Raw genomic sequence first — 22,397 nt, 5'->3', positions numbered from 1 at the left:
CAAAAGCCCGCCCGGAATGTTCCGGACGGGCCTTGCTTTGAGCCTGACCTTTCGGTCGGGGCTTACTTCTTCGCCTTGAGCGCTTCGCCCAGGATGTCGCCGAGCGAGGCACCCGAATCCGACGAACCGTACTGTTCCACGGCTTCCTTTTCTTCGGCCAGCTGGCGGGCCTTGACCGAGAAGTTCGGCTTCTTCGAACGGTCGAAGCCGGTGATCATCGCGTCGAGCTTCTGGCCAACCTGGAAGCGGTCGGGGCGCTGCTCGTCGCGGTCGCGGCCGAGGTCCGAACGCTTGATGAAGCCGGTGGCGCCATCGTCGCCAGCCTGGACTTCGAGGCCGCCATCGCGGACTTCGAGGACGGTGACGGTGACGACCTGGTTCTTCTTCAGGCCCGAGGAGGCAGCGGCGACGCCAGCAGCCGGAGCACCCTTTTCAAGCTGCTTCATGCCGAGGCTGATGCGTTCCTTCTCGACGTCGACGTCAAGAACGATGGCCGAAACCTGCTCGCCCTTGCGGTGCAGGGCCAGAGCGTCCTCGCCCGAGATGCCCCAGGCGATGTCCGACATGTGAACCATGCCGTCGACGTCGCCATCGAGGCCGATGAACAGGCCGAATTCGGTCGCGTTCTTGACTTCGCCTTCCACGGTCGAACCGACCGGGTGCTTCTCGGCGAAGGCTTCCCAGGGGTTCTGCTGGGCCTGCTTGAGGCCAAGGCTGATGCGGCGCTTGTCGCTGTCGACCTCGAGCACCACGACATCGACTTCCTGCGAGGTCGAGACGATCTTGCCGGGGTGGACGTTCTTCTTGGTCCACGACATTTCCGAAACGTGCACCAGACCTTCGATGCCGGCTTCCAGCTCGATGAAGGCGCCGTATTCGGTGATGTTGGTGACAGTGCCCTTGAGCTTCGCACCGACCGGGTACTTGGCGACGACGCCGTCCCACGGATCCGATTCCAGCTGCTTCATGCCGAGGCTGATGCGCTGGGTATCCTGGTTGATGCGGATGATCTGGACCTTCACGGTGTCACCGATATTGATGACTTCGTTCGGGTGGTTGACGCGCTTGTAGCTCATGTCGGTGACATGGAGCAGGCCGTCGATGCCGCCGAGGTCGACGAAGGCACCGTAGTCGGTGATGTTCTTCACGACGCCGTCGATGATCTGGCCTTCCGCCAGGTTCATGATCAGGCCCGAACGCTGTTCGGCGCGCGTTTCTTCGAGGACGGCGCGGCGCGAGACAACGATGTTGCCGCGGCGACGGTCCATCTTGAGGATCTGGAAGGGCTGCGGGATATCCATCAGCGGCTGCACGTCGCGAACCGGGCGGATATCGACCTGCGAACCGGGCAGGAAGGCCACGGCGCCGTCGAGGTCGACGGTGAAGCCACCCTTCACGCGGCCGAAGATCACGCCTTCAACGCGCTTGCCTTCGCCGAATTCGTTTTCGAGCTTGTCCCAGGCGGCTTCGCGGCGGGCGCGGTCGCGGCTGAGCATCGCTTCGCCGTCGGCGTTCTCGACGCGGTCGACGTAGACTTCCACTTCGTCGCCCACGGAAAGGCCGTGCGGCTGACCAGCCATGGCGAATTCGCGCAGGGCCACGCGGCCTTCGCTCTTCAGGCCGACGTCGATGACAGCCTTGTCGCCTTCAATTGCGGTGATGGTGCCCTTGACGACACGGCCTTCAAAACCGCCGTTGGCGGCGCCGCCGAGAGATTCGTCGAGCAGCGCGGCAAAATCGTCGCGCGTCGGATTGGCAGAAGATGCCATAGGTTGAGTTTCCTCTATCGTTGTTTCCGGCCAAGCGGTTGTATCCGCTGGTCTTTTCTCCGCATCGGGACCATCCCGGTGCGGGCCAAAAGGGCCGAGATCCCCGCCGGGCCGGATGCCGCAGCGAAGGTCCTTTCCAGCCAGGGCTTTCGGGGACCGGCGGCGCTTAGGCGCTGAATGCCGGAAAAGCAAGGATTTTGGGGTGAGTTGCGCCGGACCTGCGCCTGGCATTCGGCCACAGCGGCGGGAGCGGGCGAAGCCGCTAGATCTCCGGCTTGTAGCCCTTGCGCTTGAGCGTGGCGATGTAGTTCGCGAGATCCCGGATATGCCCCGGCTTCATGGTGAACTTCATGGCCGCGGGATAATTGTGCGAATCGCGCAGGAATCGCCGAAGGGTTACGCTGGTCGTGCCCGGGCGATTGGCGATGTCCTGCCAGGTTGGCGCTTCCGGTTCGGGCGAGGTGGCATTGGCCGTCACGCCGTGGCAGGCGGCGCAGCGCGCTTCGCCAAGGGCAAGGCCGCGGCGCGCCGAATCGGAGAGCGCTCGGGCGTTGGCCGGGGTGCCGGACAGGATCAGCGAGAGCAGGGCGAGGGGAAGGGCGGCTTTCATTGCCAAGGCCTTATCGCTTTGCGGCCTGCAATTCCACCAGCGCGATGGCCCTTGCGATCGCCTCGTCGCGGGTGAGCAGCGATGTATCGAGCACGACGGCGTCCTCGGCGGCGAGCAGGGGGGCGGTCGCCCGGGTGGCATCGCGGCGGTCGCGCGCCTCCAGGTCGGCGGCGATATCGTCAAGGCTGGTTGCGCGCCCCTGCTCCTGCATCTCGCGGAAGCGGCGTTCGGCACGCGCCGCCACGCTGGCAATGACGAACAGCTTAACCTCGGCCTCGGGCGCGATGACCGTGCCGATATCGCGCCCGTCGAGCACCGCGCCGCCGGGCTGCGTGGCGAAGGCGCGCTGGCGTTCGTAAAGCGCCTGGCGCACCGGCGGGTGGATCGAAACCCGGCTGGCAAGTCCGCCGCTCGCTTCGCTGCGCAGTTCGGGATCGGCCAGCAGGCCATCGGCAAAGGCGCAGGCGGCAAGCGCGTCGGCAGGATCGTCGGGATTGCCGCCATTCAGCGCGCACTGCCTGCCAACCGCCCGGTAGAGCAGGCCGGTATCGAGGTGCGGCAGGCCGAAATGGGCCGCAAGCGCCTTGGCAATGGTGCCCTTGCCCGATGCCGTGGGGCCATCGACGGCGATGATCATTGTGCCGCCTCGCTGTCGGTTGCCTTGGCCAGGAGTTCTTCGAACAGCGGGAAGCTGGTGGCAATGGGCCGAGTATCGTCCACCTCCACGCCCCGGACGCTCGCCAGTCCGGCGACCGCCATCGACATGGCAATGCGATGGTCGAGATGCGTGGCGATGGCGCCGTCCGTGCCCGCCAGCGGCTCTCCGCCGGTGCCATCGATAGTCAGGCCATCCTCGCTCTCGCTCACACGTGCGCCTGCGGCAGCAAGTGCAGCTGCCATAACGGACAGGCGATCGCTTTCCTTGACGCGCAGTTCGTCGAGGCCGGACGTCACGGTGCGCCCTTCGGCAAGTGCAGCGGCAACGAAGAACACCGGGAACTCGTCAATCATGCTGGGTGCCACCGCAGGATCGACCGTGATTCCGGTGAGCGCGCTGTGGGACACCAGAAGATCGGCAACGGGTTCGCCGCCCACTTCGCGCCGGTCGACTTCCTCGATCCGGCCACCCATGTCGCGCAGCACTTCGATCAGGCCGGCGCGAGTCGGGTTCAGGCCGACATTGCGGACCAGCAGCTTGCTGCCCGGTACCACCAGTGCGGCAACGATGAAGAAGGCTGCCGACGATGGATCGCCCGGCACCTCGATCACCTGCGGCTTGAGCTCTGCCTCGCCATGCAGGCGAATCACGCGCTCGCCTTTGACTTCATCGACCGAAAGCTGGGCGCCGAAGCCGCGCAGCATCCGTTCCGAATGGTCGCGGGTGGGAACGGGTTCGATCACCGTGGTCACGCCCGGCGTGTTGAGCCCGGCGAGCAGGATGGCGCTTTTCACCTGAGCCGAGGCGACCGGCAGGCGGTATTCGATCGGCACGGCGGGAAAGGCCCCGCGCACGGTCAGCGGCAGGCGGCCGCCCTCGCTGGCCTCGAAGGCGGCACCCATCAGACCTAGCGGTTCCATCACGCGGCCCATCGGGCGCTTGGAAAGGCTGGCATCGCCAATGAAAGTGGCGCTGATCGCGTGGCTGGCGACAAGGCCCATGAGCAGGCGGGTGGACGTGCCGGAATTGCCCATGTCGAGCGGGGCTTCGGGCTGGAGCAGGCTGCCGACGCCGACGCCGTGCACGCTCCATTCGCCGATATCGCTGCGCTCCACCGTCGCGCCCATGGCCCGCATGGCAGCGGCCGTGGCGAGCACGTCCTCACCCTCAAGCAGGCCGGTCACGCGAGTCTCGCCGACGGCTAGCGCACCCAGCATAATCGAGCGGTGGCTGATCGACTTGTCGCCCGGAACGCGAATCTCTCCCCGCAGCGACCCGGCGGGGCGGAAACGGCGGGGGCGCATCTGGGAAGGATCGGCAGGGCTCAAGAGGATCGGCCTTTGGCAGGAAGGGGGTGAAATGCGCGCGGCTTTTGACAGCGCGGGCTCTCTATGGCAAGGCGCGCGCCGCGCTGGGACAGGCGCAACCTGTTTCCCATAGGATTTGCATAGGTTCGCTTCGCCACACACGGCGGGCACATCGAGGAATTGACATGGTCAAGGCTGAATGGGGCGCCAAGCACGGCTGCCCGAAATGCGGCACCCGCTTCTACGATCTGGGCAAGGATGACCCGGTCACCTGCATCGAATGCGGCTATGCCTGGCATCCCGAGCCGGTGCTCAAGTCCAAGCAGCCGATTCCCTATGAGGAAGTCCAGAAGAAGGAAGGCGAAGTTGCCGACGTCGATCTGGCGGAAGACCTCGACATCGATGAAGACGGCGACAGCCCGGACAACGACGTCGATCTCGGCGGCGATGACGACCTTGGCGTCGGCATCAACGAAGATGGTGACGGAGACGAAAATTAAGCTCTTGCCAAGCGCGGAGGCCGCAACTAGAGGGGCGGCCTCTCGCTGATGCGGGAGAGAAGGTTGGCCTCCCAGGGCTGGCCGGATGGAATGGTACGGGGCCGTAGCTCAGCTGGGAGAGCGCTACAATGGCATTGTAGAGGTCAGGGGTTCGATCCCCCTCGGCTCCACCAGTCCTGATGAATTAGATTGCAGATTTTCACGCTGGTTGACGAGGTTTCGTCCACCGGCGTTTTTCGCGTTTTGGAGTTTTGGTCCATGTTCGACACCTTGTCAGACCGCCTCGGCAGCGTCTTCGACAAGCTGCGTGGGCGCGGTGCGCTCAACGAGCAGGACGTGCGCGATGCCATGCGCGAAGTGCGAATCGCGCTGCTGGAAGCCGATGTCGCCCTGCCGGTGGCGCGCCGCTTCATTGACGAGGTTACCGAAAAGGCGGTTGGCCAGTCGGTCCTGAAGTCGGTCACGCCCGGCCAGCAGGTCGTGAAGATCGTCAACGATGCGCTGGTCGAGATGCTCGGCGGCACCGAAGTGCCCGGTCTTGATCTTGCCGCAGCGCCGCCGGTGGTGATTCTCATGGTCGGCCTGCAGGGCTCGGGCAAGACGACGACCACCGCCAAGCTGGGCAAGCTGCTCAAGGAAAAGCACGGCAAGAAGGTGATGATGGCGTCGCTCGACGTCAATCGTCCCGCCGCGCAGGAACAGCTGCGCGTGCTGGGCGAGCAGGTGGACGTGCTGACCCTGCCGATCGTTGCCGGCCAGCAGCCGGTCGACATCGCGACTCGCGCCTTGCAGTCGGCAAAGCTGCAGGCGGTTGACGTGCTGCTGCTCGATACGGCGGGCCGTCTCCACGTCGATCAGGCGCTGATGGAAGAGATGAAGGCGGTTGCCGCCATCTCTGCCCCCAAGGAAACGCTGCTCGTCGTCGATTCGCTCACCGGCCAGGATGCGGTGAACGTGGCGCAGAGCTTTGCCGGGCAGGTCGACCTGACCGGCGTGGTCGTCACCCGCATGGATGGCGATGCGCGCGGCGGTGCGGCGCTTTCGATGCGCGCGGTCACAGGCAAGCCGATCAAGTTCGCCGGCATGGGCGAAAAGCTCGACGCGCTGGAAGTCTTCCATCCCGGCCGTGTCGCCAGCCGCATTCTCGGCATGGGCGATATCGTCTCGATCGTCGAAAAGGCGGCCGCGACGATCAAGGAGGAAGAGGCCGAGGCCATGGCCAAGCGCATGGCCAAGGGTCAGTTCGACCTCAATGACCTGCGCACCCAGCTTCGCCAGATGCAGTCGATGGGTGGCCTCGGCGCGCTTGCCGGGATGCTGCCGGGCATGAAGAAGGCCAAGGCGGCGATGGAACAGTCCGGCATGGACGACAAGGTGCTGCTGCGCATGGATGCGATCATCGGTTCGATGACGCCCAAGGAGCGCGCCCGCCCCGACCTGCTGAACGCCAAGCGCAAGATCCGTATCGCCAATGGCTCCGGCACCCAGGTGCAGGACGTCAACAAGATCCTGAAGATGCATCAGGAGATGGAACGCGCGATGAAGCAGATCAAGAAGATGGGCGGACTCGGCGCGCTCGGCAAGCTGTTCGGCAAGGGCCTGCCCGGCATGGGCGGCGGCGGCATGGGCGGCATGGGCGGCATGGGTGGCCTTGGTGGCGGAATGGGCGGTGCTGGCCTGCCCGGACTGGGTGGCCCCGGTGGCCCGGGCCTGCCGTCAAACCTCAACGATCTTCTGAAGAAATGAGTTCAACCGTATTAATCTGATTGCTTTGAAAGGTAGTTCAAATGTCTGTTTCCCTTCGTCTTTCGCGTGGTGGCTCCAAGAAGCGCCCGTACTACAAGATCGTCGTTGCCAACAGCCGCGCCCCGCGTGACGGCAAGTACCTGGAGCAGGTCGGCACCTACAACCCGCTCCTCGCCAAGGATGACGCCAACCGCGTCCGCTTCGTCGAAGACCGCGTGAACTACTGGCTCGGCGTTGGCGCCCAGCCGACCGACCGCGTTGCCCGCATGCTCGACAAGGCCGGCCTCAAGGAACGCGCGCCGACCAACAACCCCAAGAAGGGTGAGCCCGGCCAGAAGGCCAAGGACCGCGCCGAGGAAAAGGCCGAGAAGCTGCGTGAAGCCGAAGAGGCCGCCGCCGCTGCTGCTGCTGCCCCGGCCGAGGAAGCTCCGGCTGCTGAAGAAGCCGCTCCGGCTGAAGCTGCTGCCGAGGAAGCTCCGGCTGCCGAAGCCACTGAAGAGCAGGCTGAAGGCTAAGCACCCTTGGGCAAGGACCGTCCCGTCACGCTTGCCGCCATCACCGGTGCGCACGGCGTTTCGGGCGAGGTTCGCCTGAAGCTGTTCGGTGAAGGCGTGGATTCGCTTCGGCGATTCCGCGCCTTCAACGATTCGGCCCTCAGCCTCGAAAAGCTGAAGGACGACGGCAAGGGCGGCGCCATCGCCCGCTTTGCCGAAGTGAAGGACCGCACCGCCGCCGAAGCCCTGCGCGGCACGGCGCTGACGGTGCCGCGCACAGCCCTGCCGGCACTGGGCGAGGGTGAATACTACCACGCCGACCTGATCGGCCTTGCCGCCCATTCGACCAGTGGCGAGGTGCTGGGCGAGGTGATCGCGGTGGAGAATTATGGCGCAGGCGATGTGATCGAGATCCGCCGCGCCAACGGCAAGCGCTTCATGGTGCCGATGCGCGCCGAAGCCGTGCACGAATGGAACGATGAGCGCCTGTTAATCGCCGAGGCCTATACGCTCGACTGACGGTTTGCCGATTCGAAAGGTCAGGCCATGTCCTCGCTGCTGATGCTCGCCTGCCTGTTCCTGCTGCCTGCGCTGCTTACCTGGATATTGACCAGGCTGCTCTTGCGCTCGGAAGCGATGCAGCGCCGACAGGCCCTGGTCATCGCGGTGCCGCTGGGCGCCCTGCTGCCGCTGCTGCCTTTCGCCATAACCGTGGGCCGCGCCGGCAATATCGATAACCCGGTGCCGATCGCAATTGCCGCAACGCTGATGGCTGCCGTGGTGATCGCACTGTGCGTCTGCCTTCCGGTCGGGCTTGCCGCCAGCCGCGGACGTTAACGCAGCAGCCTTTCAAGCTCCTTGCCGAAGGCCTTCAGGTCGAAGTTCTGAGGGTCGTCGTGGGCGTCGGGAATGCCAGCGTCAACTGTGTTGTGCTGCGCCGGGATCAGCCACTTGCCCGCGCGTGCGCTGACATAGACGTAAAGCGCCGCCAGCATCCGGTATTGCGCCTTGGTGAAGCCCGGCTTCGGACCTTCGGTGCGTGCGCGGGTGGTGGCATCGCCGACAAACCGGCGCGGCTGCACGGTCTCGATATGGACGAAACGCCCGCGCGCCCGTGGCCCGACGACGCGGCTTTCCAGCTTGGTTGCCCGCCAGCCTTCGCGGAATTCGTGCCCCGCCCAGATCTGCCCGACGCGGTTGAGGAAGATATGGGCAACCGGTTCGCGCGCGAAGGTGCCGTCCATGTAAGGCTGGAAGGCATTCACTTGCGGATCGTTGTTCAGATTCCGGGGGAACGGCGCATATTCGTAGAACGGCGTCGAGGTGTCGTGAATCACGAAATATTGCAGCGGATGCCCTTCCTCGGTCTGCGAAACCGGCGCATCGGCATGCTCGGTTGCATAGGAGCGGTAAGGCTCGGGAAAGGCGGCCAGGGCCGCTGCTTTCTGTGCGGCGGTGGGAGCGCCGCCATCGCGCATCAGCCCCGCGATCACCTTGGGAAGCGGTTGCGGCTTGCGCTCGGCAAACAGCTCGATCTTGCGCAGCAGGCAGGTGGCCTGCTCCAGCGGGGTCCCGGCAAAGGCCAGCCTGTCGCGATCGAACCGGCACTCGCCGATCTCCTCGGCAAGGGCCGGGACGGGAGCAATGACAAGGGCGAGCGTCAAAACCAGGGACTTGCGCATGGCCATACCATTGCCTGCAGGGATGGCGCGGGCAAGTGAGCATTTGCACCGGCCCGCGATTTGGACGAAAGGCACGTTCCATGACTTTCGCCGCCACCGTCCTGACCCTCTATCCCGAGATGTTCCCCGGGCCGCTTAGCCTCAGCCTTGCCGGTCGCGCGCGCGAGGAGGGGAAATGGGCGCTTCAGACAGTGCAGATCCGCGACTTTGCGATCGACAAGCACAAGACGGTTGACGACACGCCTGCGGGGGGCGGGGCCGGAATGGTGCTGCGCGTGGACGTCCTCGGCGCTGCCATCGACCATGCCCGGACGCTCAATCCGGATGCGCCGGTAATCGCCATGACGCCGCGCGGAAAGCCGCTCAGCCAGGCCCGCGTGCGCGAGCTTGCGGCCGGTCCCGGAGTGATCGTTCTGTGCGGGCGGTTCGAGGGATTCGATGAGCGGATCTTTGAAGGCCGGCAGGTAGAAGAAGTATCCGTTGGCGACATCGTGCTTTCGGGCGGCGAACCGGCGGCGATCATGCTGTTAGACGCTTGCATTCGGCTGCTTCCCGGCGTAATGGGCGCGGCTTCGAGCGGGACCGAGGAGTCGTTCGAGAACGGCCTCCTCGAATACCCGCACTATACCCGACCCGCTGAGTGGGAAGGGCGCACGATCCCTGAAGTGCTGCGATCGGGGGATCATGCGAAGATCGCGGCCTGGCGGAAACTCCAGTCCGAGATCGATACACGGTCACGCAGACCGGACCTTTGGGAGCGTCATGAGGACGCTCGGGTCCAGCCTGCCTCTGGCGCGCGGCGCGAAAAGAAGGACTGAGGACCAGTGAACCTGATCCAGCAGATCGAGGCCGAGGAAATCGCCAAGGCCGCCAAGGATATTCCCGAATTCCGCCCGGGTGACACCGTGCGCGTCGGCGTGAAGGTCATCGAAGGTGAACGCACCCGCGTTCAGAACTACGAAGGCGTTTGCATCGCCCGTGCCAACAAGGGCATCGGTTCGAACTTCACCGTCCGCAAGATGAGCTTCGGTGAAGGCGTTGAGCGCGTATTCCCGCTCTACTCGCCGAACATCGACAGCATCACCGTCGTCCGCAAGGGCGTGGTGCGTCGCGCCAAGCTTTACTACCTGCGCGGCCGCACCGGCAAGCGCGCCCGTATCGCCGAGCGCCGCGACGTCCGCAACGAGGGCTAAGGCTCTCGCCCATGCGGCGGAAATCAAAGGGGCTCCGACTGCGGTCGGGGCCCCTTTTGCTTGCACGGACAGCCGCCGTTCAGGCATGATGGACGAGGACCCTCGCGGAGCGAGGAGGAGCCATGCCCAAGCCAGTCGATCGCCGCCAGGTGCTTGCCGGCGGGCTTGCCTTCGGCCTTGCGGCCTGCACCCCTGACTCCGTCCGCGCCGAGCCTCGCGCTGCCAGCCCGCGTGCACGCGCCCTGATCGAGGCGGCTCGGCGCCAGATCGGCGTGACGCTGACCTACGATCCTGCCTACACCGTGCTTGCCTATCCCGGTGGCGATGTGCCGCGGATCAAGGGCGTGTGCACTGATGTCGTCATCCGCGCCTATCGCGATGCCCTGGGCATAGACCTGCAGGCAGAGGTCCACCGGGACATGGCCAGCGCCTTTTCCGCCTATCCGCGCCGCTGGGGGCTCAACCGGCCGGATCGCAGCATCGATCACCGCCGCGTGCCCAATCTCGAACGCTTCTGGGACCGCGCCGGCGCGCGCCAGCCGCTTGCGGACTGGCAGCCGGGCGATGTCTTTTCCTCGCTCGTTGGCGGCAGGCTGCCCCACACCGGCGTGGTCTCTGATCGCCTCTCGCCGCATGGCCAGCCCTTGGTGATTCACAATATGGGGCAGGGCACGCAGGAAGAGGAGCTGGCCTCTGCCGGGCGGATGATCGGGCGTTTCCGCTGGAAGGTGTGACCGCGCTGTTCTAGAGGCGCGGCGAAGACATCAATTTTCCGAAAGGCATGGACATGGGATACCGCGTGGTAGTCGTCGGCGCGACAGGCAATGTCGGGCGCGAGATGCTCAATATCCTTGCCGAGCGTGAGTTCCCCTGTGACGAGGTGGCCGCGGTCGCCTCTGCCCGGTCGACCGGTGACGAGATCGAATTCGGTGAGACCGGACGGATGCTCAAGGTCAGGAACCTCGAGCATTTCGATTTCACCGGCTGGGACATGGCCCTGTTCGCCGTCGGATCGGAAGCAACCAAGACCTTTGCACCCAAGGCCGCTGCCGCCGGCTGCGTGGTGATCGACAACTCGTCGCTTTACCGCATGGACCCGGACGTGCCGCTCGTCGTGCCCGAGGTGAACCCCGATGCGGTTGACGGGTACAAGGTGAAGAACATCATCGCCAACCCTAACTGCTCGACCGCGCAGATGGTCGTGGCGCTCAAGCCGCTGCACGATGCGGCGAAGATCAAGCGCGTCGTCGTCGCCACGTACCAGTCGGTCTCCGGCGCGGGCAAGGAAGGCATGGACGAGCTGTTCGAGCAAAGCCGCAACATCTTCGTCGGCGATTCTGCCGAACCGAAGAAGTTCACCAAGCAGATTGCCTTCAACGTGATCCCGCACATCGACAGCTTCCTGGACGACGGTTCGACCAAGGAAGAATGGAAGATGGTGGCCGAGACCAAGAAGATCCTCGACCCGAAGATCAAGGTCACCGCCACCTGCGTGCGCGTGCCGGTCTTCGTTGGCCATTCCGAGGCGCTGAACGTGGAATTCGAGGAGGAAATCTCCGCCAAGCAGGCCCAGAACCTGCTGCGCGAGGCCCCCGGCGTGATGCTCGTCGACAAGCGCGAGGATGGTGGATACGTCACCCCCGTGGAGTGCGTGGGCGACTATGCCACCTTCGTCTCCCGCGTGCGCGAGGATCCGACGGTCGACAGCGGCCTCTCGCTGTGGTGCGTTTCCGACAACCTGCGTAAGGGCGCCGCGCTCAACGCCGTGCAGATCGCGGAACTGCTGGGACGGCGGCACCTGAAGAAGGGGTAAGGCAGGCGCGCGATCGGTGTTGGCCCTGCCTGAAACAGGCAATGGCTTTATTCAGGTAGCCATCTGCGCCACCCGCTCATGCTCCGACTTCAGCCGCTCCGCATCGAAGGCGTGGCGGGCATAGGGGCCGTCGCGTTCGACCCAGAACAGGAACAGGTGTGCTGACCACCGGTTGGGATTGGGCTGGACGCGGGCGTGGCGGCGGTCGATGCCGCGGTAAAGCACGCCGTCGCCGGGCTGCATCTCGACCGAAGTGTATGGCTCGTCACCCCACGTATCCTCGCAGGGCGTGACCTCGGTAACGTGGCGGGAGCCCACTTCTAGCGGCCAGGGCTTGCCATCGCTGTAGGCCAGGGTGAGTGAAATGCTGTGCTCGCTCGAAGGGCGGTCGGCATGGACGCGGCACACGTCGTCCTGCAGGTAGATGCGGAAGAAGTCATAGCTCGGCAGCAGGTCCTTGCCCGTCACATGGCTGACAATCGGCGTCAGGCCCCAGAGGAAGGTTGTCAGCGGGCGATAGAAGTGGCCGGATATGTCGACCGTTTCGTGCCGCGAGAGCGCCTGCGTCACGGCGAAGTCCTGGAACGAGCGGCCTGCTGCTGCCAGGTCGATCTGGATCTGCTTGTAGAGGTAGGTCGCCACCTCTCGCGGGATCAGGTCACGGATCGTGGCAAAGCCGTCTGTCGCGTAATCGCCTTCGATGTGCATGAAGCGCCTCCCCTTGCCCGGCGGCCTTGCTGGCATTTTTTGCAGGCGTCACGCAATGGCAAATGGTCCGAGGCGTGCTAACCGGCAAGGAAGGTGCGCGACTGGAGATGCCGAAGTGAGCGAAGTGAAGACCGATTTCATTGAAGGTATCGGCGGTACCCGCCTGGCCATTCACCGCATGGGTGAGGGGCGTCCGCTGGTGCTGCTGCACGGGCTGTTTTCCAGCGCGGAAGTCAACTGGATCAAGTTCGGCCACGCCGACCGTATCGCCGAGGCCGGGTTCGAGGTGATCATGCCCGATCTCAGGGCCCATGGGGCCAGCGCTGCCCCCCATGATCCCGCGGACTATCCGCATGACGTGCTGGTTGGCGATCTGCAGGCCCTGGTCCGCACGCTCGGCCTGTCCGACTATGACCTTGGCGGGTTTTCGCTTGGCGCACGCACCTCGTTGAAGGGCGTGCTGGCAGGGCTTTCCCCGCGCCGGCTGGTGCTTGGCGGCATGGGCCTTGAGGGGCTGGTCAAATGGGGCGGACGCTCGGCCTTCTTTCTCGACGTGATCGACCGGTTCGGTTCCATCCCGCGCGAAGACCCGGCCTATTTCGCGCAAAGCTTCATGAAGACCATGAAGATCGACCCGGTGGCGGCCCGGCTGCTGCTGGAATCGATCGAGGGAACCGGGATCAGCGACTTTGCCGCCGTGACCATGCCGACGCTGGTCGTCTGCGGTGCGCAGGATCGCGATAACGGATCGCCCAGCGCGCTTGCGGAGGCCCTGCCGCAGGGACGCCACGTCGAGATACCCGGCACGCACATGAGCTGCGTTTCCCGCCGCGAACTTGGCGAGGAGATCGCGCGGTTCCTCGCTCAATAGGCAAGGACTCGGCGGCCGGCGCACCGGGATCGACGAACCACCCTTGACCTCGCGCCATGGCGGCCTAAGCGAGGGAGTAAGCCGTTTCGGCTGAAACCACCTGAGTCTGCTTGAGGATCTGCCATGAGGAAATTCGTGTCGCAGGCGGCAATGGCCGCCGCGCTGGTCGCTACTCCCGCCTATGCCCAGTCCACGCCTGCCGAAGTCGATGCCTGGGTGAAGACGGCCGACAAGGCCTACGCCGACGAAATCGTGGAGGTCAGCCAGGCCGACTGGGTCTATTCGACCTACATCAACGATGAAAGCGCCGCGCTTTCCGCCCGCGCCAATGCGGACTTCACCAAGCTGCAGGTGGCCAATGCCGCCAAGGCGGCCGAAGCGGCCAAGGTGCCGGGCCTTTCTGCCGAGACGCAGCGCCTGCTGGGCATGTTCCGCACCCAGATCGTCAACCCCGTGCCCTCCACCCCCGGCGCGGCGGACGAATATGCCGGCCTCGCCGCCAAGCTTTCGGGCATTTACGGCAAGGGCAAGGGTACGCTGAACGGCAAGCCGATCAACGGCAGCGACATCGAAGAAGCGATGGGCACCAATCGCAACCCTGCCGAGCTGAAGGAGATGTGGCTTTCCTGGCATGACAATGTCGGCAAGCCGATGAAGACCGACTACGTCCGCATGGTGGAGATCGCCAATGCCGGTGCGAAGGAACTGGGCTACGCCGATCTCGGCGCGCTGTGGCGCTCCAACTACGACATGACGCCCGAGGCCTTTGCCGCCACCACCGAGCGCATGTGGAACGAGGTGAAGCCGCTTTACCAGCAGATCCACTGCTACACCCGCAAGAAGCTGAACGAGAAGTACGGTGATGCCGTCCAGTCGCGGACCGGTCCGATCCGTGCCGACCTGCTTGGCAACATGTGGGCGCAGGAATGGGGCAACATATACGATATCGTGGCGCCGAAGGGGGCGGGCGATCTTGGCTATGATGTCACCGAGCTGCTCAAGGAAAAGGGCTATGACCCGGTCAAGATGGTCAAGGCTGGCGAAGGATTCTTCACTTCGCTTGGCCTCCAGCAGCTGCCTGCCAGCTTCTGGGACCGCTCGCAAATCACCAAGCCGCGCGATCGCGAGGTGATCTGCCATGCTTCGGCCTGGAACCTCGACAACAAGGACGACCTGCGCATCAAGATGTGCACTAAGGTCAACGGCGACGATTTCGTCACCATCCACCATGAGCTGGGCCACAACTTCTACCAGCGCGCCTACAACGGCCAGCCCTATCGCCTGTACATGGAGGGCGCGAACGACGGCTTCCACGAGGCGATCGGCGATACTGTCGCCCTGTCGATGACGCCGGAATACCTCGTGCAGATCGGCCTGCTCGATCCGGCCAAGGTGCCCAGCGCCGACAAGGATACCGGCCTGCTGCTACGCCAGGCGATGGACAAGGTGGCATTCCTGCCCTTCGGCCTGCTGATCGACCGCTATCGCTGGCGCATCTTCTCGGGCGAGGTGAAGCCGGCCGACTACAACAAGGCATGGACCGAAATGCGCCTGCAGTACCAGGGCATCGTACCCCCGGGCGAGCGCGGCGCCGATGCCTTCGATGCGGGCGCCAAGTACCATATCCCGGCAGTCGTGCCCTACACCCGCTACTTCCTGGCCCGCATTCTGCAGTTCCAGTTCTATGAAGCTGCGTGCAAGCAGGCCGGCTGGAAGGGGCCGCTGCATCGCTGCTCGTTCTACGGCAACAAGCAGGTGGGCGAGAAGCTGAACGCCATGCTGACCATGGGGGCATCGAAGCCCTGGCCCGACGCGTTGCAGGCCTTCACCGGCACCCGCGAAATGAGCGGCAAGTCGATGCTCAACTACTTCGCCCCGCTCTCGAAGTTCCTGAAGCAGGAAACCAAGGGCGAGAACTGCGGCTGGTAAGCTGAAAACCTGAACCCCCGGTGATAGTCTCGCCGGGGGCGCGGGATCAACGGAACGGCGGTTCGTTGAAGGCGCGCAGCTTGCGGCTGTGCAGCCTCGGCCCCTCCGCCTTGAGCAGTTCGCAAGTCAGCACGCCGATCTTGAGGTGGGCGGCAATGGCTTCCTCGTAGAACCGGTTGGCCTGGCCCGGCAGCTTGATCTCGCCGTGCAGCGGCTTGTCGGACACGCAGAGCAGCGTTCCGTAGGGCACGCGGAAGCGAAAGCCCTGCGCGGCAATGGTCGCGCTTTCCATGTCGATGGCAATGGCGCGGCTCTGGCTGAAGCGGAATGCGCTGTCGGTATAGCGCAGCTCCCAGTTGCGATCGTCGGTGGTGACGACCGTGCCGGTGCGCATCCGCTTCTTGAGATTCGCGCCGGTATCGCCGCTCACCGTCTCGGCCGCCTGCGCCAGCGCCACCTGCACTTCGGCAATGGCGGGGATGGGGATTTCCGGCGGCAGCACGCAATCGAGCACGTGATCGTCGCGCAGGTAGGCATGGGCGAGTACGTAGTCGCCGATGCGCTGGGTATCGCGCAGCCCGCCGCAGTGGCCGATCATCAGCCAGGCTTCCGGGCGCAGGACCGCCAGGTGATCGCAAATCGTCTTGGCGTTCGAGGGGCCGACGCCGATGTTGACGAGAGTGATGCCCATCCCGTCCTTGGCGATCAGGTGATAGGCCGGCATCTGGTGGCGCCGCCATGCCGTGTCAGACAGGCGATCGCGGGCATTGTCGGTCGGCTGGTCGAGCAGCAGCCCGCCGGCGCCGGAAAGCGCCACGTAATCGCCCTTGCCCAGTTGCTTGCCTGCCCAGTCAACGAATTCATCGACATAGCGGTGGTAATTGGTGAACAGGATGAACCGCTGGAAGTGTTCGATGGCCGTGCCGGTGTAGTGGGCAAGACGGGCAAGGCTGAAATCGGTGCGAAGCCCGTCGAACAGGGCCAGCGGGATATCGGCATCGGGTCCGGAAAGGTCGATGCCGTCAGCCAGTTCGTCGCCGATCAGCGCCAGTTCGGTTGCCGGGAAATGCCGCGCCATGTCCTGCGCGCGCAGCGTGCCGAGGCCCGAGCTGGCATCGATGACATAGGGGAAGGGAATTTCCTGCGTCGATCGGCCAACCTCTACCTCGATCTCGTAATCATCGGCGATGAGCGAGAGCTGTTCGGTGAGGTAATCGGCAAAGAACGCCGGGCGCGTGACCGTCGTGGCGAAGGTGCCCTTGTGACCGAGTCGACCGAAGGCACGGGCGAGGTCGGGCCGGTTCTCGACACCCGAATAACGGATGCGCAGTTCCGGATAGCACCAGGCGCGGGTTTCGCGGCGATCTGCGGGGGGAAGGGTGCCGTCGGCTGCGAATGCCTGGATATCGGAGCGGAGGGTTTCGACGGCGGTTTCATAAACGCGGACCAATTCCGCGATGGTCTTTTCTATCATGTTCATCGCAAGCCTATAGCGCCCCGGCGATTACATTTCAATTGCAACCGGTTTGCTGCCGCTTTGACAGTGCCGGGCCATCCTGCGAGGAGGCGGCGATGGCGCTGATCCTGTTCAACAAGCCCTACGGCGTGCTTTGCCAGTTTTCCCCGGAACGTGGCGGTCCGCCGCGCCCGACGCTGGCCGATTTCGTCAAGGTTCCGGGCGTCTATCCTGCCGGCAGGCTCGATACCGACAGCGAAGGGCTGCTGTTGCTCACCGACGACGGCAGGCTCCAGGCGCGGATTGCCGATCCGCGTTTCAAGCTGCCCAAGACCTATCTCGTCCAGGTGGAAGGCGAGCCCGACGAAGCGGCGCTCGGCAAGCTGCGGCGCGGCGTGATGCTGAAGGACGGGATGACCCTGCCGGCCGGGGCGGAGCGTATCGACGATCCGCAGCTATGGCCGCGCGACCCGCCGGTGCGCTTCCGCAAGACCGTGCCCGACAGCTGGATTGCGCTCACCATTCACGAGGGGCGAAACCGCCAGGTGCGCCGCATGACCGCCGCGGTCGGCCTGCCCACGCTGCGCCTGGTGCGCTGGCGCGTGGGGGAATGGAGCCTTGAAGCATTGCCGCCCGGAGAGTGGTGGCAAGTCTGAGCTCAAGCCATCAACCGGGCCTGTACTCCAGCACCATGATGATCACGGCCAGTACCGCTACCAAGGTGAGCAGCGTCCACTTCAGACGGGTGTGTCGGGCGCGCAGGTGCAGGTCATAGGCGGCGACATCGAGCCAGAACCGATCCCCGCCGACGCGGTGGATGACGCCCGCAGCTTCGAGCTTTTCGAATTGGCGCGCCTCGGCATGGTTCGAGGGGGCGAAAGGCACCGCCCGGTCAGCCCGCACGGCGTCCGCCGAAAAGAAGTGATGCTGGATCTGGCGCCGCGCTTTTGCGACGACGGCTGCTGCGGCTGTGGCCATGGACTTTCCCCTTTTGCCAAGGAAAGGATATGGAAAAGCACTGGTTTGTCAAAGGCAGCGGGTGATCGACCCGGTCCAACGAAAAAGGGCGCCCCCGCAGGAGCGCCCCGATTCTTGCCGCAATGGGGAAGCGATCAGGCTTCGTCAGCAGCCGCAGCAGCATCTTCCGCCACGTCGGCCGGGATTTCACCCGGTTCGGCGTTGGGGTCGAAGGCTTCGGTGAAGCCGACGGGCTTCGCTTCTTCTTCGAACATCTGGGCAAGGACGTCGACGCCCTGGGCCTGCTGTTCGGCTTCGTCCGGCGAGCGGGCGACGTTGACCTTGACGTTGACCGACACTTCCGGGTGCAGGGCAACCTTCACGTCGAACACGCCGATGGTCTTGATCGGACGCTCAAGCACGATCATCGACTTGGTGACCTGGGCGCCATCGGCAACCAGGGCATCGACGATGTCACGCACCGAAACCGAACCGTAAAGCTGGCCGGCGTTCGACGAGGCGCGGATCAGGACGACCGACTTGCCTTCGACGTTGCCCGATTCGGCTTCGGCAGCCTTGCGGCGCTCGGCGTTGTCGGCTTCGATCTTGGCGCGGTTGGCTTCGAAGACCTTGCGGTTGGCTTCGTTGGCGCGCAGCGCCTTCTTGTTGGGCAGCAGGAAGTTGCGGGCGTAGCCGTCTTTCACGGTCACGACATCGCCGATCCCGCCCAGCTTCTCGACACGTTCGAGGAGGATGATTTCCATGTTCCGTACTCCCCTTACTTCACGAGGTAGGGCAGCAGGCCCAGGTGACGGGCGCGCTTGATGGCCTGGCCCAGTTCACGCTGCTTCTTGGCGGAAACGGCGGTGATGCGGCTCGGCACGATCTTGCCACGTTCGGACATGAAGCCCTGAAGCAGGCGCGTGTCCTTGTAATCGATCTTCGGCGCGTTCTTGCCCGAGAAGGGGCACGACTTGCGGCGGCGGAAAAATGCGCGTGCCATGGATCAAAACTCCTCGCGTTCACGGCGCTTGGCGCGCTCGCGGTCATTCTTGCGCATCTGAACCGAGGGGCCCGATTCATGCTCGTCGACGCGGACGGTCAGCCAGCGGATCACGTCTTCGTTGATCGCGGTCTGACGCTCGAGTTCGGCAACGACGCCGGCGGGGGCATCGATGTTGAGCAGCACGAAGTGCGCCTTGCGGTTGCGGGCGATCTTGTAGGCGAGGCTCTTGAGGCCCCAGGTTTCGGTCTTGGTGACCTTGCCCTGGTTGGCTTCGACGATCTCGGTGGCGGTAGCAGCCAGCGCATCAACCTGCGCCTGGCTCAGATCCTGGCGTGCCAGGAAAACATGCTCGTACAACGGCATGTGCAGCCTTTCTCTAATCTAACCGATCGCTGGCTGATCCGCGGGATTGCGGGGCCCCTCCGGCTTTCTTCGGGTATCCGCGCGGACGCGGAAGTGGCGGCCCTTAGCGGATTTGCGCCGCTTTGCAAGCGCAAACCCGGCCTGAAGGCCACAAAAGGAGGGCGGGCAGCCATGCCGACTGCCCGCCCCAAGGGTGGAAGGATTAAGGGAGGACCTTCCTGTGAAACCTCAGAAGTTGATCGTCACATCGCCGCCGAAGGTGCGCGGGGCGTTGAAGTTGGCATAGGCGCCTAGCGTGTTGTTGTTGGCGTTAGAGCGGCGATAGTAGTGCGTTTCGTCGAACAGGTTGCGCGCCCAGACCGAGAAGGTGACGAGCTGGCCGCCATTGCCCATCGGCAGGTCCACCAGCGCCACGCGGGCATTGGCGATGAAGCTGGGCTGAGCGAGGACGTCCTCGTCCTGGAAGCTGTACTGCTCGCTGGCGTAGTTGCCGTCGATGTGGAAGCGCAGCTTGGAGCCGCTGTCATTGATCGGCAGATCATAGTCGATGTAGCCCGAGGCCGCGTGCTTCGGCGTGAAGGCGGTGAACACCTTGGTCAGCGGGTTGCCCGGCAGGAACGGGTTGGCGATCGCCGGTACATCGACGTGGGTATAGGCATAGGACGCACCCAGCGTCAGTCCGTCGACCGGACGCGCGGTCAGTTCAGCCTCGACACCGCGGATCTTCGACACGCCGGGGGCGTTTCGGGTTTCCTGGGTGTGGAGGTTGAAGGTCGGGCTGGTCGGGTTGGTATCGACGTTGTCGAAGTCGATCTGGGTGCCCTTGCGGTCCATGATGTAGCCGGCAAGGTTCAGGCGCAGGCGGCGGTCGAGCAGGTCGAGCTTGGCACCAAGTTCATAGGCCTTGACCGATTCCGGACCGAAGGCGGCAAAGGTCTGCGAACGCGCGTTGGCACCGCCGGCGCGGTAGCCGGTCGAGTACTTGGCATAGAGGTTGACCCCGTCCGCCGGTTCCATCGCCAGCGTCACCATCGGGTCGAAGCGGCTGTTTTCGAAGGTGAAGGGGAAGTTCGCCGGCTTGTTCTGCACCTTGGTCAGCGTGCCTTCGCGCTCGTCCTTGGTGTAGCGGCCGCCCACGGTCAGGTGCAGGTTGTCGCGCGGGCTCCAGGTTGCCTGGGCGAAGGCGGCATAGGACTTGGCCTTGGCGTTGCTGTCACGCTGGACCGACCAGTTGGCCTGCTGCCAGGTCATCGCGTCGTTAATGGTATAGCCGGTGCCGGTCGCGTTCCACTTGTTGGTCGAAGGCGTGGCGGCGAATTCGCGGACTTCCTCGGTGAAGTAGTAGAGGCCGACCGCATATTCGAGCTGGTCCATCGAGCCGACAGCCTGGAATTCCTGGCTGAACTGGTCCTGCCTCAGGTTCGACAGGCTGTAGCGGCTGAAGTTGGCATTGGGGGCAAAGATCGTGCGGTGTGCGCCGCCCGAGTTGTCCCACTGGTCGGTGCCGACCGAACGCCATGCGGTGATCGAGCGCAGTTCGAGGCCGGGGGCGACCGTGTACTTGAGCGTGCCGGTCACGCCTTCGGTGCGGTCGATGCTCGGCTGCTGCGGCACGCCGATTTCGGCGGCGGTCTGGCGGGTGTTCTCACCCGTCACCACGACCAGCGGCGACAGCGGGGCGATGCAGCTGGTGGCCGGGGCGGGGCAGGTCAGCGTGGTGCCGACATAGGTGCCGACCGGGCGGTTGTTGGGATTGTAGTTGATCAGCTGGCTGTAAAGCGGGGTGCTTTCGCCCTTGGCCTTGTCATAGGACACTTCGACCGAGAACCCGTCGAACGGCTTCCACAGCGCGGTGACGCGGCCGCCGACGTTGTGGCGATAGTTCCAGCCGGTCTGTCCGGCGAGCGGGTTGGTGACGGTGGCATCCTGGTGGTTGATCAGGCCGTCCAGCTTGACCGAGATGTTCGCAACGGCCGGCAGGTCGACGTGGATCTCGCCGTTGTAGCTGCCGAAGTTGCCGAAGCCGGCGGTGGCGCGGCCACCGAATTCGCCGCTCGGCTTGCGGGTGACGATGTTGAGCGCGCCGCCTTCGGCATTGCGGCCGAACAGCGTGCCCTGCGGCCCGCGCAGCACTTCGACGCGCTGGATGTCGAACAGGGCGGCGTTGAGGCCCTGCTGACGGCCAAGGTAGACGCCGTCGATGTAGACGCCCACGCCCTGGTCACGCGCGGTCTGGTTGGCGTCGGCGGGAACGATGCCACGGATGCCGATGGTGAGAGCAGTCTGGCGCGATTCGAAGGTGGCGACGCGCAGCGAAGGGACGACGCCGTCGGCCATGTCGATCAGGCTCTGCACGTGGCGGTCCTTGATCGCGTCGGGGGCGAGCACCGAAATCGCGATCGGCGTCTTCTGCAGGTTAGTCTCGCGCTTGGTCGCGGTGACGACGATTTCGGTCAGGCCCGAGCTGTAGGTGCCATCCTGCGTCTGTTCATCGGCGGGGACGGCGTCTGCGGACTGCGCTCCTGCAACGGTCACGCCTTCGGCTCCGACAGCGATGGTCGCATGGGCCGCGCCCGGCACGGCGATCAGCGCGCTGGCAATCGCGGCGAGCGAGGCAAAGCGAAGGGTGGAAACGGATTTCATTGGACTGATTCCCTGGACAGTTGTCGGTTTTCCGCCGTGCAGGGTGCTCGAATCGCCCCCTGAGCCCGGCTTCGGCGCCGCTCTAGGAGTCGTTCGTGTCGTCGCTGCGTAAGTTAGGTGACAGCGATGTGACCGGTGTGCGTCAGGGTTGTGTTCGGCCTACTCAAGCCGGGCCGAAGCGAGCAGTTCGAGCCATTGCCGCCGCGCCTCTGGATCGAGCCCCGTCTTTGAATAAACGGAGAGCTGGAACCAGGACCGCTTGCCTGTGACCAGCCGGTAGATCGCGGTGTTGGCCCGTTCGGCGCGGCAATCGGCAGACCGGCGCTCGAAGGTGATGGAGTTTTCGGACTGGGCAATAATTTCGAAGGTCGCCTTGCAGCGAGCCAGTGACTGCTTCTCTATCAGAGCCCTCCAGTCAGCCACCGTCGCCACGTCGCGCGGACGGGCGAGGGCGATGATTTCCAGAGCTTCGGTCCAAGACTTGGCCGACTTGCCCTTGACTGCGATCAGGTCGACCAGCCGCGCAGGGTTGGATGCGTTGAAATGGACCATGCCCTGATCACCGCTGTCGAGCACCTGCTTGAGCGGCGGATAGAGCCGATGGTCGAACTGCAGCCGCTCGGCATGGGCAGGGCTGGCAGCAAGGAGCACGGCGGCGAGCAGTGGCCAGTGAAAACGCATGGACTCTCCTG

25 protein-coding genes and 1 tRNA gene are annotated in these 22,397 nt (G+C 64.6%); 13 read left to right on the top strand and 13 right to left on the bottom strand.

Annotated elements, in window-relative coordinates:
- Positions 1–62: 62 nt before the first annotated feature.
- From rpsA to aroA, 4 genes are all read right to left on the bottom strand, one after another.
- Complete coding sequence (gene rpsA / locus C0V78_RS13455; protein WP_101798440.1) at positions 63–1,769, bottom strand: 30S ribosomal protein S1; 1,707 nt, start codon at positions 1,767–1,769, stop codon at positions 63–65.
- A 262-nt stretch (positions 1,770–2,031) separates the two neighbouring features.
- Positions 2,032–2,379, bottom strand: coding sequence for a cytochrome c (locus tag C0V78_RS13450; RefSeq protein ID WP_101798439.1), 348 nt, complete (start codon positions 2,377–2,379; stop codon positions 2,032–2,034).
- A 10-nt stretch (positions 2,380–2,389) separates the two neighbouring features.
- Positions 2,390–3,016, bottom strand: a complete 627-nt coding sequence (locus tag C0V78_RS13445) for a d(CMP) kinase (protein ID WP_101798438.1) — start codon at positions 3,014–3,016, stop codon at positions 2,390–2,392.
- Complete coding sequence (gene aroA / locus C0V78_RS13440; RefSeq protein ID WP_101798649.1) at positions 3,013–4,341, bottom strand: 3-phosphoshikimate 1-carboxyvinyltransferase; 1,329 nt, start codon at positions 4,339–4,341, stop codon at positions 3,013–3,015. The genes C0V78_RS13445 and aroA overlap by 4 nt, the downstream gene beginning before the upstream one ends.
- Before the next feature lie 188 nt (positions 4,342–4,529).
- Here aroA and C0V78_RS13435 point away from each other — a divergent pair, with 188 nt between their 5' ends.
- The 6 genes from C0V78_RS13435 (at position 4,530) to C0V78_RS13410 (ending at position 7,921) form a co-directional block, all read left to right on the top strand.
- Entirely contained in the window at positions 4,530–4,844 is a 315-nt protein-coding gene (locus C0V78_RS13435; RefSeq protein WP_101798437.1) for an FYDLN acid domain-containing protein, read from the top strand.
- A 97-nt stretch (positions 4,845–4,941) separates the two neighbouring features.
- A tRNA-Ala gene (locus C0V78_RS13430) sits at positions 4,942–5,017 on the top strand.
- An 85-nt stretch (positions 5,018–5,102) separates the two neighbouring features.
- The gene (gene ffh, locus C0V78_RS13425) at positions 5,103–6,590 is read left to right on the top strand and encodes a signal recognition particle protein (protein WP_101798648.1); all 1,488 of its coding nucleotides are present in this window, start codon (positions 5,103–5,105) and stop codon (positions 6,588–6,590) included.
- Positions 6,591–6,631: 41 nt separating this feature from the next.
- Positions 6,632–7,105 (top strand): 30S ribosomal protein S16, encoded by a 474-nt coding sequence (gene rpsP, locus C0V78_RS13420; RefSeq protein ID WP_101798436.1) that lies wholly within the window; start codon positions 6,632–6,634, stop codon positions 7,103–7,105.
- A 6-nt stretch (positions 7,106–7,111) separates the two neighbouring features.
- Complete coding sequence (gene rimM / locus C0V78_RS13415) at positions 7,112–7,603, top strand: ribosome maturation factor RimM (protein WP_101798435.1); 492 nt, start codon at positions 7,112–7,114, stop codon at positions 7,601–7,603.
- Positions 7,604–7,630: 27 nt separating this feature from the next.
- Entirely contained in the window at positions 7,631–7,921 is a 291-nt protein-coding gene (locus C0V78_RS13410; RefSeq protein WP_101798434.1) for a hypothetical protein, read from the top strand.
- On the opposite strand, the gene C0V78_RS13405 is transcribed toward C0V78_RS13410, so the two are convergent.
- Complete coding sequence (locus C0V78_RS13405; RefSeq protein WP_158241565.1) at positions 7,918–8,766, bottom strand: N-acetylmuramoyl-L-alanine amidase; 849 nt, start codon at positions 8,764–8,766, stop codon at positions 7,918–7,920. The two genes, C0V78_RS13410 and C0V78_RS13405, sit on opposite strands and share 4 nt — an antisense overlap.
- An 80-nt stretch (positions 8,767–8,846) precedes the next feature.
- Here C0V78_RS13405 and trmD point away from each other — a divergent pair, with 80 nt between their 5' ends.
- From trmD to C0V78_RS13385, 4 genes are all read left to right on the top strand, one after another.
- Positions 8,847–9,584 carry a tRNA (guanosine(37)-N1)-methyltransferase TrmD gene (trmD, locus tag C0V78_RS13400; RefSeq protein WP_101798432.1) on the top strand — a complete coding sequence of 246 codons (738 nt, stop codon included), beginning with the start codon at positions 8,847–8,849 and terminating at the stop codon, positions 9,582–9,584.
- 6 nt (positions 9,585–9,590) lie between these two features.
- Positions 9,591–9,959: a 50S ribosomal protein L19 gene (rplS, locus tag C0V78_RS13395; protein ID WP_101798431.1), complete on the top strand. Its 369-nt coding sequence runs from the start codon at positions 9,591–9,593 to the stop codon at positions 9,957–9,959.
- Between the two features lie 122 nt (positions 9,960–10,081).
- The gene (locus C0V78_RS13390; protein WP_101798430.1) at positions 10,082–10,693 is read left to right on the top strand and encodes a DUF1287 domain-containing protein; all 612 of its coding nucleotides are present in this window, start codon (positions 10,082–10,084) and stop codon (positions 10,691–10,693) included.
- A 53-nt stretch (positions 10,694–10,746) separates the two neighbouring features.
- Positions 10,747–11,772 carry an aspartate-semialdehyde dehydrogenase gene (locus tag C0V78_RS13385; protein WP_101798647.1) on the top strand — a complete coding sequence of 342 codons (1,026 nt, stop codon included), beginning with the start codon at positions 10,747–10,749 and terminating at the stop codon, positions 11,770–11,772.
- 51 nt (positions 11,773–11,823) lie between these two features.
- Here the strand turns inward: C0V78_RS13385 and C0V78_RS13380 are convergent, their stop codons facing one another.
- Positions 11,824–12,480, bottom strand: a complete 657-nt coding sequence (locus C0V78_RS13380) for a hypothetical protein (protein WP_101798429.1) — start codon at positions 12,478–12,480, stop codon at positions 11,824–11,826.
- Between the two features lie 115 nt (positions 12,481–12,595).
- On the opposite strand from C0V78_RS13380, the gene C0V78_RS13375 reads away from it, so the two are divergent.
- Together C0V78_RS13375 and C0V78_RS13370 are read left to right on the top strand one after the other, a co-directional pair.
- Positions 12,596–13,351, top strand: a complete 756-nt coding sequence (locus C0V78_RS13375; RefSeq protein WP_101798428.1) for an alpha/beta fold hydrolase — start codon at positions 12,596–12,598, stop codon at positions 13,349–13,351.
- A gap of 123 nt (positions 13,352–13,474) precedes the next feature.
- A complete protein-coding gene (locus C0V78_RS13370; RefSeq protein ID WP_101798427.1) occupies positions 13,475–15,280 on the top strand; it encodes a M2 family metallopeptidase in 1,806 nt (601 codons plus the stop codon).
- 46 nt (positions 15,281–15,326) lie between these two features.
- On the opposite strand, the gene C0V78_RS13365 is transcribed toward C0V78_RS13370, so the two are convergent.
- Positions 15,327–16,760, bottom strand: a complete 1,434-nt coding sequence (locus tag C0V78_RS13365; RefSeq protein ID WP_101798426.1) for an AMP nucleosidase — start codon at positions 16,758–16,760, stop codon at positions 15,327–15,329.
- A gap of 92 nt (positions 16,761–16,852) precedes the next feature.
- Between C0V78_RS13365 and C0V78_RS13360 the strand changes: the two genes are divergently transcribed.
- Complete coding sequence (locus tag C0V78_RS13360) at positions 16,853–17,392, top strand: pseudouridine synthase (protein WP_101798425.1); 540 nt, start codon at positions 16,853–16,855, stop codon at positions 17,390–17,392.
- Between the two features lie 10 nt (positions 17,393–17,402).
- Here the strand turns inward: C0V78_RS13360 and C0V78_RS13355 are convergent, their stop codons facing one another.
- The 6 genes from C0V78_RS13355 to C0V78_RS13330 all read right to left on the bottom strand — a co-directional run bounded on the left by C0V78_RS13355 (position 17,403) and on the right by C0V78_RS13330 (position 22,386).
- Positions 17,403–17,714: a hypothetical protein gene (locus C0V78_RS13355; RefSeq protein ID WP_101798424.1), complete on the bottom strand. Its 312-nt coding sequence runs from the start codon at positions 17,712–17,714 to the stop codon at positions 17,403–17,405.
- A gap of 134 nt (positions 17,715–17,848) precedes the next feature.
- The gene (rplI, locus tag C0V78_RS13350) at positions 17,849–18,457 is read right to left on the bottom strand and encodes a 50S ribosomal protein L9 (protein WP_101798423.1); all 609 of its coding nucleotides are present in this window, start codon (positions 18,455–18,457) and stop codon (positions 17,849–17,851) included.
- Between the two features lie 14 nt (positions 18,458–18,471).
- Positions 18,472–18,696 carry a 30S ribosomal protein S18 gene (rpsR, locus tag C0V78_RS13345; protein WP_101798422.1) on the bottom strand — a complete coding sequence of 75 codons (225 nt, stop codon included), beginning with the start codon at positions 18,694–18,696 and terminating at the stop codon, positions 18,472–18,474.
- Positions 18,697–18,699: 3 nt separating this feature from the next.
- On the bottom strand, positions 18,700–19,062 hold the full coding sequence (rpsF, locus tag C0V78_RS13340) for a 30S ribosomal protein S6 (protein WP_101798421.1): 363 nt from the start codon (positions 19,060–19,062) through the stop codon (positions 18,700–18,702).
- A gap of 228 nt (positions 19,063–19,290) precedes the next feature.
- Positions 19,291–21,705 (bottom strand): TonB-dependent receptor, encoded by a 2,415-nt coding sequence (locus C0V78_RS13335; RefSeq protein WP_101798420.1) that lies wholly within the window; start codon positions 21,703–21,705, stop codon positions 19,291–19,293.
- Between the two features lie 159 nt (positions 21,706–21,864).
- Positions 21,865–22,386: a hypothetical protein gene (locus C0V78_RS13330; protein WP_101798419.1), complete on the bottom strand. Its 522-nt coding sequence runs from the start codon at positions 22,384–22,386 to the stop codon at positions 21,865–21,867.
- Positions 22,387–22,397: the final 11 nt, after the last annotated feature.

This window comes from Novosphingobium sp. TH158 (assembly GCF_002855555.1).
Classification (GTDB): domain Bacteria; phylum Pseudomonadota; class Alphaproteobacteria; order Sphingomonadales; family Sphingomonadaceae; genus Novosphingobium.
Note: the sequence above shows the minus strand (reverse complement) of the source record. Positions and strands in the feature narration are given on the sequence as shown.